At 42.2% G+C, this 13,164-nt stretch carries 9 protein-coding genes; 7 read left to right on the plus strand and 2 right to left on the minus strand.

All coding sequences use genetic code 11. The features are described from left to right. Positions 1-46 precede the first annotated feature (46 nt). Positions 47-1,108 carry a hypothetical protein gene (locus BN3769_RS02540; RefSeq protein WP_068467220.1) on the minus strand — a complete coding sequence of 354 codons (1,062 nt, stop codon included), beginning with the start codon at positions 1,106-1,108 and terminating at the stop codon, positions 47-49. A 164-nt stretch (positions 1,109-1,272) separates the two neighbouring features. Between BN3769_RS02540 and BN3769_RS02545 the strand changes: the two genes are divergently transcribed. Then, positions 1,273-2,181 (plus strand): GNAT family N-acetyltransferase, encoded by a 909-nt coding sequence (locus tag BN3769_RS02545; protein ID WP_068467223.1) that lies wholly within the window; start codon positions 1,273-1,275, stop codon positions 2,179-2,181. Positions 2,182-2,187: 6 nt separating this feature from the next. Here the strand turns inward: BN3769_RS02545 and BN3769_RS02550 are convergent, their stop codons facing one another. Beyond that, positions 2,188-3,153 (minus strand): GNAT family N-acetyltransferase, encoded by a 966-nt coding sequence (locus BN3769_RS02550; RefSeq protein ID WP_068467225.1) that lies wholly within the window; start codon positions 3,151-3,153, stop codon positions 2,188-2,190. Positions 3,154-3,488: 335 nt separating this feature from the next. On the opposite strand from BN3769_RS02550, the gene BN3769_RS02555 reads away from it, so the two are divergent. The 6 genes from BN3769_RS02555 to BN3769_RS02580 all read left to right on the plus strand — a co-directional run bounded on the left by BN3769_RS02555 (position 3,489) and on the right by BN3769_RS02580 (position 13,162). Further along, positions 3,489-6,650, plus strand: a complete 3,162-nt coding sequence (locus BN3769_RS02555) for a hypothetical protein (RefSeq protein ID WP_068467227.1) — start codon at positions 3,489-3,491, stop codon at positions 6,648-6,650. A gap of 67 nt (positions 6,651-6,717) precedes the next feature. Then, positions 6,718-7,962 carry a hypothetical protein gene (locus tag BN3769_RS02560; protein ID WP_068467228.1) on the plus strand — a complete coding sequence of 415 codons (1,245 nt, stop codon included), beginning with the start codon at positions 6,718-6,720 and terminating at the stop codon, positions 7,960-7,962. 110 nt (positions 7,963-8,072) lie between these two features. Next, positions 8,073-9,539, plus strand: a complete 1,467-nt coding sequence (locus BN3769_RS02565) for a hypothetical protein (RefSeq protein WP_068467231.1) — start codon at positions 8,073-8,075, stop codon at positions 9,537-9,539. Between the two features lie 193 nt (positions 9,540-9,732). Next, complete coding sequence (locus BN3769_RS02570) at positions 9,733-11,088, plus strand: hypothetical protein (RefSeq protein ID WP_068467233.1); 1,356 nt, start codon at positions 9,733-9,735, stop codon at positions 11,086-11,088. 95 nt (positions 11,089-11,183) lie between these two features. Further along, on the plus strand, positions 11,184-12,473 hold the full coding sequence (locus BN3769_RS02575) for a hypothetical protein (protein ID WP_068467235.1): 1,290 nt from the start codon (positions 11,184-11,186) through the stop codon (positions 12,471-12,473). Positions 12,474-12,583: 110 nt separating this feature from the next. Continuing rightward, positions 12,584-13,162: a SycD/LcrH family type III secretion system chaperone gene (locus BN3769_RS02580; RefSeq protein WP_068467238.1), complete on the plus strand. Its 579-nt coding sequence runs from the start codon at positions 12,584-12,586 to the stop codon at positions 13,160-13,162. Positions 13,163-13,164 lie beyond the last annotated feature (2 nt).

Consider the following 13,164-nt stretch of genomic DNA (forward strand, 5'->3'; position numbering starts at 1 on the left):
GATCCAAGAGCGAAAAGAACGAGTGTCTCACTCGTTCTTTTTTTTATTAATCGATCTTCAAATTGGCATTTAGCTGACTTAATTCATTTTCTGAGAGAACAAGCGGCTGAATCTCCCCTCGTTGAATCTGCTTTCTGACTTTGTTCAAATTCAATTCTAAATTTAAAATATTCAAAAGATGAGCTAGGGTGACATAGTTATCTCTTTCTACTCCTCGCTTAATGGCAAGTTCGGCTAAATATTGCTCGAATTGAGGATGAAGCGGTTGTTGTAAATTCAAATTTTTCTCTCTACGCGCTGCCAGGACAAGGCGCTGAACAATTTGTTGATGAGGAAGAAAAGGGTGGAAGCTTCTAATAAGATCGGCCTGATCGGGAGTTTCATCACTAAAAAAATCCTCTTTAATCAGAATTTTTTGCAAGACAGGGAAAAAATCCTCATGCTGGCTTATTCCCATGAAAAAGGCCTTTTTTTGCTCTTCATCTAAATGAGTTAAAAAATTGGAGTTCAAATTTCCAAAAGGACTGAAAAGCAATTCTTTCACATTAAAGGCATCCTCTTTAGCCAGTTGTTCGATCGTAGCAGAATCTAAATGCTTAACCGCATTGAGAATGCGAGAGTCAAGAGGGTTAAAACTGCTGTAATTTTTGAAATAGCGTGTAATTTCATCCACATTCGGTTCATTTCTCACTTCTTCAACAATCGATTTAGCCCATTGCGCTTCGGTACGAAAACCATGCCCGCTCAGCCATTGACTCACTTTATGAAAAAATCGATGGACAGTGCCAAATCCCCGCTCTTCCTGCTCGCGCGCTGCAATCATTTCTTCCATTTTATGAATAACTGGCCCCTCGGCATGGTCGATCTGAATATTCTCCTTATAGTGTTTCACCCGCTCAGCCAAACTACCTAAATTAAAGTGAAGATGAGCCTTATGATTTTCAAAACTCGTATTCAAATCCATTAACGCTCTTGCCTTCGCCTGCTCTGTCAATTGTTTAATGCCGGGATTCTTCAATTCCGCATATTTCTCTATATTGATGGGCTGCCCGCAAAATATTAAAGTATCCACATAAGGATCAGATTGAAAATTAAGAGGGGTTGGCATAATAACACCTTATTAAATTTAAATTACAATATCATTATAATTAAATAAAATTTAAATTAACATTTTTATTTAATTATTTATTACAATGAAATTTAACACTTAATTTATTGCAGAATTGTCTTGTTCCTTGTGAATTTATCAAAAAAATGATAGAGATAAGGATCATGATTTTAGAATTAAAAAAGATACGTTTGACTACTTTAGAAGCGGGGCAAATCAAGGCTTATGAATCCCTGGCCTTGCCTTCTGCCCTTTTTCTTTTGCAAAGACCGCAAACAGAAGACGGATACAGTGTGGCAATAGAAGCGCGGCTAGGGAATCAGTTGGTGGGTCTAGCGCTGGCGGAAATTTATTATTTGAATCAAACCGCGCAACTTTTTTCTCTTTTCGTCGAAGAGGCTCATCGTCGGCAAGGCATTGGTCTCGCCATATTTCGCTTCTTACAGGAGTCTTTGGTTCAAGAAGAGGCTGTGCATGCGATTGGATTTGAATATGAAAAGCAGGCTCCTCATGCAGAAGCTTTAGAGAAAATTTTAGCTCACGTCGGGTGGATGCGTCCCAAGGTCTATCTAGTCCGCTGCCACTTCGATGCCTATGCGTTCAATCCTCCCTGGATTCGCTCATCCTTTCGTTTTCCTCCCGATTTGACTCTTTTCAAGTGGAGTGAATTGACGGAAAGAGAAAGGGAGCAAATTTTGTATAGGCAAGAGCAGGGCAGGTTTCTTCCCTATCTTTCTCCTTTTCGCGAAGAGAACATCATTGACTATCCGACCAGTATCGGCTTGCGTCGGAATGATCAAATCATTGGCTGGAGCATCACGCATCGGATCGATCCTCAGACCATTCGCTATACAGCTTTATACATTGATAGCTCCTTCCTTCTTTCTGGATACGGCATTCGCTTATTAGTGGAATCGATACGCCTTCATAAGCAGCTTCCCATTCCACGGGCCCTTTTTGAGGTCAATGTCGAAGAAATTGATCCATCTTGGCTATTTTTTGTTAAAAAACGGCTCATTCCTTATACGGATAAAGTCGAACGCATGAAATGGGCGCTGCGCATTTTTGTTTGATGCGTTTTAACTTCCTGGTCGAATGGGCCGCATATAGAGATGATTAAAAAATCTTTGCATGGCCCAATTGACCCGCTCGACTTTAAAGCTATAGGGAATTAATTTTTTATCTACAAAATGCTGCCAAGAAGGAGGGATAAGATTGACTCGAATCATAAAAAAGGCATAAGCAAACAGCTCCGGCCTAAGTTTTTGGCGGCGTATAGATTCTATCAGAAGCTGAATCCCCAATCCAACGGCTTTAAATTGGTCTAGAATAAAAAGATTGGAATAGCGGATCGTTCGAGGATCTACAAGATGAGTCAGGCACCAGCCAATCAGTTCTCCTTGATAACGCAATCCCAAACTTGTTGATTCACTAAGTGGATACTCTTCGTTCGCAAAAGGGTCCAAATAAAATGGAACTAAACTATCATCGAACATCTTTTTAATTCTTTCTCTATCTTGATCAGTCAAGTCTTTCCAACTAAATACCTCCATAGACGCAGGAAGCTTATGGGAATAGGTGCGATACCAAGGAGGGCAAAATTGCTCGGCAATAAAATAGCAGCGAGTAACGTAGAGAAAGGGAGCGGGCCACTTCTGATGAATCAAGATTTTTTCCATAGCCTCCGCTTCAGGGGTTCCCGAGACATACTCAAATCCAAGCGCACGTATTTGATTTTCTTGTACTAAATTATTCTGTAAATGGCGAAACAACGCCAGGCCAATGCCCTGCCGCCGGCAAGATTCGATGACAAATAAAGAATAAAGCTGAGCCGTAATCAACGCCGTCTCCATCTTCACAAGCGCTAGGCCCACGATACTTTTGTCTTGCCAAGCTTCGAAGACAACCCAGTAATGGTCCTTTTCTAACGGCCTCCATAAAGACGAAATAGCAGAGAACGCAAGAAGGGCTTGATATTTCATCAGCACGTATTTTCCATCAAAAATGGGTTGGCTTTTTTTAAATGTTAAACCTATTTCCGGCATTCCCTACCTCTTATCTAAAAATCTCCTCTATTTTTTATCCTTCTTTCTCATTTTTATAAAACTAATTTTTGTCATTTTTTCTTTTAGAATTTGAAAAAAAACGCATTTAACCAAAAACAAAAACAGCCAATTATTAATGTAATTAAATAAATTATATGCTAAAATAAAAATAAGGGCTTAGAAGAATAATTATTTTCCTCTCTATTGAACGTAACTATCAGTAATAGCTGATGGGATTATCTCATTCGTTATGCTGCCTCTCTAGGCTTGGCATTATTTGTGCACAACGGCAGTTAGACGGATGGGTAATAGACTTTGCACAAAGGAGAGATATCATGTCCGGTATTAATAATATAGGGGGATCTCCTTCCAGCGGTTTACAGCCTCTAGATCCGTCTACTGACCCTACTTATTTAAATAATCCAACCTTTAAAGCGTTACCTGCTTTTGTTCAGCAAGATTTGATTCAAGCCTTTTCAACCCAAGAATTAAATGCCGAATTTCCTAATTCGAGCTCACCTACTCTTGCAAATCCTAGCCTCGATGACTCCATGAGTACTTTTTTTAAGCTTATTACAGAGGCTAAGCGGAATCAGCAGCAACAATTAGCTGCATCAGATTTTATTGATCAGGCAACGCGTTCTAAATCAAGCCAGGCCGCCGCCTTACAAGCAGCTTCTTTAGCTGACGCAATCACACAGCGCAATGTCGCAGCAGCTAATACACAAGCTCAGGCTCAGCAGGCCATCAACGAACTGCAGCAGCAGTTAAACCAGATGCAAACTCAGCAAAATGGAGAGGAATCCAAGATTCAATCCTTAAATAATGGAAACGGGAGTGAGAAGTCTCAATTTGCTGCTTTAACAACCAATTATAATACTTTCATTACAGCGGTCAAAAAACTTCCCGGAGTTATCGATAATGGTAATGGGTATTATACAATCCCCAAAGACCAAACAGCTGCTTATAATTCTCTAGTGGCTACCTATCAAGGCCAGGTGAACAGTTTCAATTCTTATTGGGGCGGCAGGCTCGGCGATATCAATACTTATAATTCAAACACTAATACGTATAATTCTAATGTTTCGGTTAATAATCAATACATTCAAAATTTTATCAATCAATATAACTTAAATGACTCAATTGTAAAAAACAATGTGAACATTCCCACAGAAGTTACGGCAGGTTTACGCAACACATCTGGCTATTCGGGCAGCCAGTCCGCTCCCGGACAAATTCCGACGACAGGATTGGCTACGATCTATTCCTATCCTCCGCCTTCTTATGCCTACAGCATTGCAAGCTATGGTCCACCCGCTGTACAAGATCTTCCCACTTTTCCCACATACGATGCGCAACAAGTCTATCCAGCCGTTTATAGCGGTTTATATAAAGCGCAGGTCCAACCTCTTGACAATGCAATCGCTCTCAATACTAGCTATTGGAGCTTCTTATCTTTGCAAATTTTACATAGCCCTCCGGATTCAACCCCTGATCCGCTGTTAAATTTCAAGCCGATTGCAAGGCGCATTCTCCAGCCGACTATCGTTGACCCTGTCCAGCCTAATCAAACAGATCCGCAAGGCGCCGGAAGCTTGTCGGTCGAAGTCATTGGCTTAAGCAGCCCGCATATTCAAGGGCTGTTAGCTAAAGCCAGCTTAGCTCAAGCAGTGGAGAATTTATCCCTTAATTTAACACAGGAACAAAAAACCCAGCTTGTTAATCAGCTTTTAATTTTATCAACAGGATTGATCAGTACAACGAGTCTGGAATCTCTCTTTCCCAGCCTTGGACCTATTGCAGATTTATTAGCGAATTTGCCAAAGGACAGTCCGGCAATCAGCTTACTGTTTTCCATTGCTTTTTCCAACTCTATCCAAGAAGCCATTGGGCAAGGGTTAACTTTACAAGCTTTGCAAACGCTCATTCAAAGCAATCCTCTTTTACAGAATTTAACTCCTCAAGATTTATCAAACTTGGCAACCGCTCTTAATGTCGGCCTTTTACTAGTTGCAGCCAAATTATTGGAAGCCAATTTAGGCGTACCAGGCCTGCTTGCCAGTATCTTGCCTTCATTGCTTCCTCCCGAGTTACAAGCTCAGCTTTTGCAACAAGTCGGAAACGGTCAACAGCAAAATCAGACGGATCTGGTTGCCCAGCTCCAAGCTGCATTTATTAACCAAGGATTCACGCCTCAAGTGGCTGCTTTTTTAGCTAATTTTGCCGTCAATTTGAATAACCAAGGCCTTTTGACTCCTAATAGCCCCGTTGTTTCTCCTAATGACATCAATCAGCAGCTATTACTCGACTCTATTAAGGCAAACTTGCTCTTAGGGGGAGCACAAAGTAGCGATCTTGCTCAACAACCGGGTCTTAATAATGCTTTGAATGGCGATCTATTTAATCCGGTTAATCAAAATGTTGACATCAGCAATCCAAATATTCTCAATAACGCTTTGAATGGCGATCTATTTAATCCAGTTAATCAAAATGTTGACATCAGCAATCCAAATATTCTCAATAACGCTTTGAATGGCGATCTATTTAATCCAGTTAATCAAAATGTTGACATCAGCAATCCAAATATTCTCAATGACTCTTTGAATGCCGATTTACTTAATGCAGCTAATCAAAGCGCTGATATTAATAATCAGAGCATTCTCAATGATTTTTTGAGTGCTGACTTAATTAATTCAGCTAATCAAGGGGCGGACATCAATCGTCAGGCGATTCTCAATAATTCTTTAAATGCTGATTTAATTGCCTCTAATCAAGTGCTTAATTTGATTCAGGCAGATGCCATTGCCCGAGAAGCTCTGCAACGCACATTTGCAGAAGAAAGCAATAATGCCGTTCCCGTATCAGCCAATCAGTTTAAATCTGACTTGCAAAATAATTTGATAGATCTGGGAGTCTCCACTCCGATCGCCCTTTCAGTGGCAAGAGAAGCTGTCATTATTCCTCGAGAGTCGGTGGGAATTCCTCCCCTTACTTCCGCGGTCGCAAATACGGCAGGACAAGCTAATGCAGCCCAACCCGCAGCCCAGCCTGTGGAAACACCAACTCCTTCCACCCGTCTATCGCGCGAACAATTACTGACAATTTTAGAGCAACTGTTTCCTAAATTGGTTTTGCCTCACTTAGGAGAAGAATTAACCAGGCTGGTCACCCTTCAGTTAGCCAATACTTTATATGGCACCCCTAATCCAGACTCTCGCGATTTAGATGACGTTAAATCTCCCTTGTCTTTAATCAACACGCTCCAAAATCAACTCTACCATTTGAATATTCAGCAAGATACGAAGCAGGCGACAGCCATTACAGATGCTTTTAAAGAAACCTTATTGCCCACAACAGATTTTTATGCCTTCTCATTGAAGGTCATGGACCCCGCCTTCTTATTCATCTACTCAGGCAATACCGGAATTATGTATTCAGGCATCTCTCAACCCTCCAACTTAAATAATTGGAAGAGGTCTATAGATATAGCGGTTTAAAAAAGCCGCGGAAGAATTAACGAGTGCCTCTTCATAAGAGGCACTTTAGCCTTACAGGAGAAAATGTATGGAAGTGGATATCGTAGGCATAGGAGCCACTCAAGCCAACTTTAGTGAATACACGAGTCCTCAGCTGCTAAATCAATATACGCAAGCGATCCTTCCTTTAAAGCTCGTCTTTTCGCAAGACCCGAACCAAATCACATCCTCCGATTATGATATTATTCTCAGTCAAATCAACACCATTCGCCAGCTTGCCCAAAACGGTGTGATAGATTCAAACGGGCAGACGCAATTTCCAACCTATTTTAATGAAGATATGGTGACGAAATTGAACGATATTATGCGCACGCTTGCCTTTGTCAATATTCCTCCCGCTCCAGGCTCTCCCCCTTTAAGCGACCAAGACAAAGTCAATACAATTCGAATGTGGCAAAACTTATCCCAGTTTGGAGTAGATGTATCGGGAGCTCTTAATAGCGCCCTGACTCTGGAGTCCTCCTATTATAGTTATGATGCCCAAGTTCAACAAGCAGGAACAGGCCAAATCATTACAGTCCATGTCTCGGGCTCTCCCACTCGCACCTTGCAGAGCATGCTGCAATTAGACTATATTGGCTCAGGCAACTCAATGATGGCAGGCCACATGAGCTCTTTGCAACAAGCGCTTACCTTATCGCAACAAGCCCTTGCCTCTTTAACTGCCGTACAAAACCTATCCAATCAACTAAAAGTCACTACCCCTCAGCCCCAATTCCAGCTTCCCTCAACCGACAACATTGACGATTTTAAATCTGAATATAAAAAAGCAGCCAGTGCTTACTTTGCACAAATTTTCCCTTCCGCCACGCCCGTCGCCAATGCGGCCAATCAGCTTTTGCAAGTCAAGCAAGACATGTGGCAAGAAATCCTAGACCTAGAACAGGCCAATCCCAGTACAAACCGCAGCACACCCGGCAGTTTAGCCAATGCCCTCTATATCGTCGTAAAAGATATCAGCGCCGCTTTTTCGGGTATTTCTACAAGTAACAACCCGCAGCTTCAATCACAGCTTTTCGATGCCGTCAAAAAATGGATCATGGATAACCAAAACGTCAGAATTGATGAAACGGGAAGCGACAATAACTCGCTTACCATTCAAAACCACCTCTCATCCGCTTTAACCACAGCCGAAAATTTGGAAGAGAGCCAGCGAGACGATGTACGCCGCTATTTCTTTATCTTTCAACAGTTTTATAAATCAGCGGCTACCATGATCCAATTATTAGGAGATATGTTTGATAAGATGAATCAAGGCATTAGCCAGCAATAAATGGCATAATTATTGCAAAGAAAACTGCTCTGCAGATGGATTTACTTTTGCCGATTGCTTTTTTTCTCTGGCAATGCTTGTATTAGGCCCTTAATGAAAGGAGCGCCGCCATGGGTTTCAATATCACGGGAATTGGTCCCGTTCCCTCAAACGTTGCTGAATACACGACAGGCCAGGTTCAGCAAGAGTATTTACAGGCAGTGGCCATTTTGAAGCAAATTTTTGATAAGCGTTCCGACAATCCCGATCCCAACTCTCAAACTGTTACCGCGTCGGACTTTAATACGCTCATTTCAACCCTTCAAAATCTTCGCACATTGGCTCAAAATGGAGCAACCGATCCCATTTCGGGAGCGCAATTTTACCTGACCAATGATATGGCCATTAATTTGGACCTCATTTTTCGATCCTTACAGGCTGTCGGCATTACCCCCGATACCACTGTGACGGATCCCACCACCCAAATTAGCTTGCTTAAAAACTGGCAAAGTTTAGCCGGCTTTGGAGTCGAAGACATTTTAACTCAAGCCAATAGCATAACAGGATCGACCCGTACGCTTCAAAGCATGGTGGAAATCGATTACGTCAAGCAGGGAAACGATATATTGGCTAATAAACTAAGCGGCTTGCAAGGGCAGCTGCAAACGACCCAAGATATTCTAGCGACGCTGACGACTATTCAAAACATCGGCAATCAAATCACCGTGACCAATGCCGGTTCATTTGCCTTTCCTCCTACCAACGATAATGAAATTCCCTCAGCAGCCGTTGGACAAATTCAGAGCATCATGAATCAAGTCGTTAAGGATTGGGGCCCCCTAAAACTTTCTCAGGATCTGATCAATCAGTTGTCTAGTTTTGCCCAAACCTACTTCAGTGAGGTAAATTCAGCCAAAACCCAAGCCACCAGCAATGGAACGACATTCAGCGCAGAATTTTCAAAACTGCATAGCGCATCCGACATTATAAAAAATTTGAACAATACCGAGCTGATTAAGCCCGGCGGTAAAGGTAAAAACGGCGGCGGCCCCTCAAACTATTCTATTGCCTACTTTGAGGCGATGTACAAAGCCATGGCAAGCGCGCATTTCCATCAAATTTTCCCTGTCGCCACCCCAACAAGCACAGCTGCTACAGATCTACTAGCGGCCAAAAAGCAGCTCATGCAAGAGCTGGTTGACTTAGAAGTGCAAAATCCAGGCGCGACCCGCAGCACGGCAGGTTCATTGGCCAGCTTCATTTATCAAGTCGCCTTAGACATCAGCACCCAATTTAAAGGCGTCACGGCCAATATGACCAGCGCAGAACTAAAAACGGCTCTTAAGAGTGCCGTTTCTTCCTGGATCATGGACAATCAAAACCAGCTCATCAGCTCTACCGCTTACAGCGATACAGGATCCATTCAAAATAACATCACCCAAGCCCTTAGTTCGGCACAGACGCTCAATGACCAACAAAAACAGCTCGTTCAAAATTATATGTTTATCTTCGAACAATTCTATCAGTCCGCCAGCATTGTTCTTAAAAAAATGATGGACACCATTGAGAAGATGACACAAGGAATTATGGGAAGCTAGTTATTATTTAAAACAACACTTAATAAAGTGAGAGTGTAAATAAAACAAAGATAAATTGATATTTTAATTAATTTTAGTTAAAATATTAATTAGAGGATATTAACCTTCAACGACTTTAGCTTTATCTAACGCTTCTTTTCTTTTCCGACAGTGCTTTTAAGTCAAAAGCCGTTACTCATAAAAGGAGCTCATCATGGGTTACAATATAACAGGGATTGGACCTGTTCCCTCTAACGTTGCTGAATATACGACGGGAGAAGTTCAGCAAAAGTATTTGCAATACGTCAATATTTTAAAGCAAATCTTCGATAAGCGGGCAGATAATCCGGATCCGAATTCTCAAACATTGACGGCATCGGATTATACGACTTTAATAACCACGCTTCAAAACCTGAAGACGCTGGCTCAAAATGGAGCGACCGATCCGCTTTCGGGGGCTCAATTTTACTTGACGAGTGATATGGCCATTGACTTGGACTTAATTTTAAGGTCTTTAAGTGCGTCTGGTATTAACGTTGATTCTTTTATTGGAGATCCCCAGGCCCAAATGAATGCCATGAAAAATTGGCAAAGCTTAGCGGGCTTTGGCGTTGAAGACATCTTGACGCAAGCTACTAGCATCACGGGAGGCACGCGGACTCTCCAAAGTATGATCGAGCTGGAATATGTCAAGGAGGGAAATGATCTTTTAAGCACCACATTAGGGGGGCTGCAAGATCAGCTGACGACCACCCAGGGCATTTTGGATACCTTGACCGTTATCCAAAATATTGCCAACCAAATCACGGTCATGAATCCTGGCGACTTTGCTTTTCCACCTCAGACAGACGGACAAATTCCTTCTTCGGCTATCCACCAATTAGACTCCCTGATTGGGAACAACTTATATGGTACCTGGACAACAGACGTTGCGACTGCAAAAGCCCAGGCCCTAGCCAACCACACGAGTTTCAGCACGGAAATGGCCAAATTGCATGCCGCCTCTGACATCATTAAAAATTATGTCGGTAATGATTCCACGCATTTTATCAACACTTACAAAATCATGGCCAGCGCGCAATTCCGCCAAATCTTTCCGACCGCATCCCCCACCAGCACAGCCGCCAACGATTTGCTCAACGCCAAGCAAAAGCTCATGCAAGAATTGGCTGACTTGGAAAAGCAAAATCCAGGAGCGACTCGCAGCACGGCAGGATCATTGGCTAGTTTTATTTATCGCGTTGCTTTGGACGTCAGCAGCCATTTTAGCGGAATTAACACGCAAGGCATGTCAAGCGCAGCTTTAAAGACAGCGCTGTCCGCAGCAGTGTCAGCTTGGATTTTGGATAACCAGAACCAAAAGGCCGGCTCTCAAGCAGCCAATAGTGCGGGATCCATCCAAAATAACCTGACGCAGGCAATCAGCGCAGGTGAATCCTTGAACGACCAGCAGAAGCAGCTTGTGCAAAACTACATGTTTATTTTCCAGCAGTTCTACCAATCAGCAAGCGATGTTTTGCAAAAAGTCAACCAGGTCATTCAAAAGCATGCTCAAGGAATTGCTCGTTAATAATGGCATACTTATTGCTATAAGAAAAAAATTAAAATTTTTGAGAGTATTTTCCTCATTGTCTTTCTCTCAAGAAAATTGTGGAGAAAATTTATATGACAAGTCCTACACCCAATGTCACTTTTGATGACGGATTTAATCAGGCGAGTTTCTTAGACAGCCTGCAGTATATTCCTACCGCTGTAACCAATTTCACTTATCCACAGGCGGTAACGAATTATTATAACCAAAATGGGCTCTCTCCTTTGCCGACTAGTTTTCTGCCTTTTAATACAGGAAATGAGCTTAGCAGCTTAGAAAATGGCCTCTCCGTCGCCCAAGACTTTGATAATTATTTATCGGGATATAGCCTGCCTCAAACTCCGGGTGCGACAACGCCGACTAAGGCTTTTACAGATTATAGCAGTTTTGCAGCCGGCTGGTATCAATACATGCAATCACCTAATAATGGAGGCCTCTATCAAGGGTTGCTAAACGATTTTGCAACGGCCATGGGGATTTCTTTAGGCAGCAACAATCAGATGGTAGCTGGAGACTGGATATATTTGAATAAATCCCCAGGAGTATCACCCCCCATTGATTTTACAAGCCCTTCTGCAACCAACAACCCCATGATAATGGCTTTTCAAAAGTTTTTGGCTCAATACAAATATCCTCCTGGCGGACAAGCTTCATCAGGCTCGAATTTGCCTTATTACACGGATTTCATTAATCAGTGGCATCAATGGCTTGGCGGTATCGCGACTTTGAGTAATGGAAACACGCTTGCCAGCTATCAAGCCTTTTATAACAGCTTTGCTAAGAATACTTCTCTGCCGGATTTTACGGCTCGCCTCCAGAAGTTTTACGAAGATGAAGTGGCCAAAAATGGCTATTTTCTTCCCAGCCAAATGTTTTCCGACTGGGTCGACACCATTCGCAATGAGAATGGATTAAACGTCAATACCGCCTTGATTGGTTCTTCTCTAGCCGGCAATGATTCCGAAAAAGCCATCATTTTGAACCGCATTATCTTATTGCTGATTTCCATGATTCAAACCCTGCAGAACGTTGGTATCGCGCAGGCCAACCGTCTGACTTATGTCACTCAATATCAAAACGCTTATACAGGCCTGCAAACTCAAGTTCCCGTTTTCTTAAAAGACGGAAGCAACCCCATTGGTGGAAGTTCTACAGAAGCGGGCCAGGCAAGGAACGACTTGAACTCTTCTTTCAACGGTATTTTAACAGATAACTTGAGATCCTTAAGGGGGATTCAAGAAGATAACGCGAAAAAGTTGCAATCAAATGTCAACACGACAAATGATGCGGTTAACCAGCAGACGGATATGGCGACAACCTTTTTACAGCAGTTAAATACTCTGCTCAGCACAATTTTGCGCTAATTTACCGTTTTTGGATTCATGCCTATCATTGAACTTAAAGAATTGAATTTAGACGATTCCGGCATTATAAGAGCTTAGAATTTTAGCAATTTGATAAGAAGGAGGCTGCTATGAAGGGTTCTCGAGGAACAAGAGGCCAAATGAGAAAAGAAACTTTAAATATTTCTGCACAAAAAGATGAAAAACTGGATAAAGCCTATGGCGACCTCATGAACAGAATGTTTAAGGATGGTATGGCTCCCAAAGATGCCATGGGCATCAATAACAATGTCCTAGAAAGCGTGTATGCACAAGCCTACCGGCTTTATAACACGGGAAAATATATCGAGGCGACCCATCTTTTCCGCATTCTCATTATGATGAATGTGTCCGAGCCGAAATATGTATTAGGTTTGGCTGCCTGTTTTCATATGATGAAAGAATATAAAAATGCGATTCAAACCTATACCATGTGCAGTGCTATTGATCCCAATAGTCCTATTCCCCATTATCATTCCTCTGACTGCTTCATTCAAATGAAAGATTATGTCTCAGCCATGCTTTGCCTACAAATGGCCATTGATAAAGCAGGTAATAAGCCGGAATATGCCAAGATTAAAGAAAGAGCAGCCTTAAGCTTAGAAAGCTTAAAGCAGCAAAAACTCCCGTCGGTGCCTGTAAATATGGAAGAGGAAGCCCAGGAATTATAGTT

The organism is Candidatus Protochlamydia phocaeensis (assembly GCF_001545115.1).
Taxonomy (GTDB): domain Bacteria; phylum Chlamydiota; class Chlamydiia; order Chlamydiales; family Parachlamydiaceae; genus Protochlamydia_A; species Protochlamydia_A phocaeensis.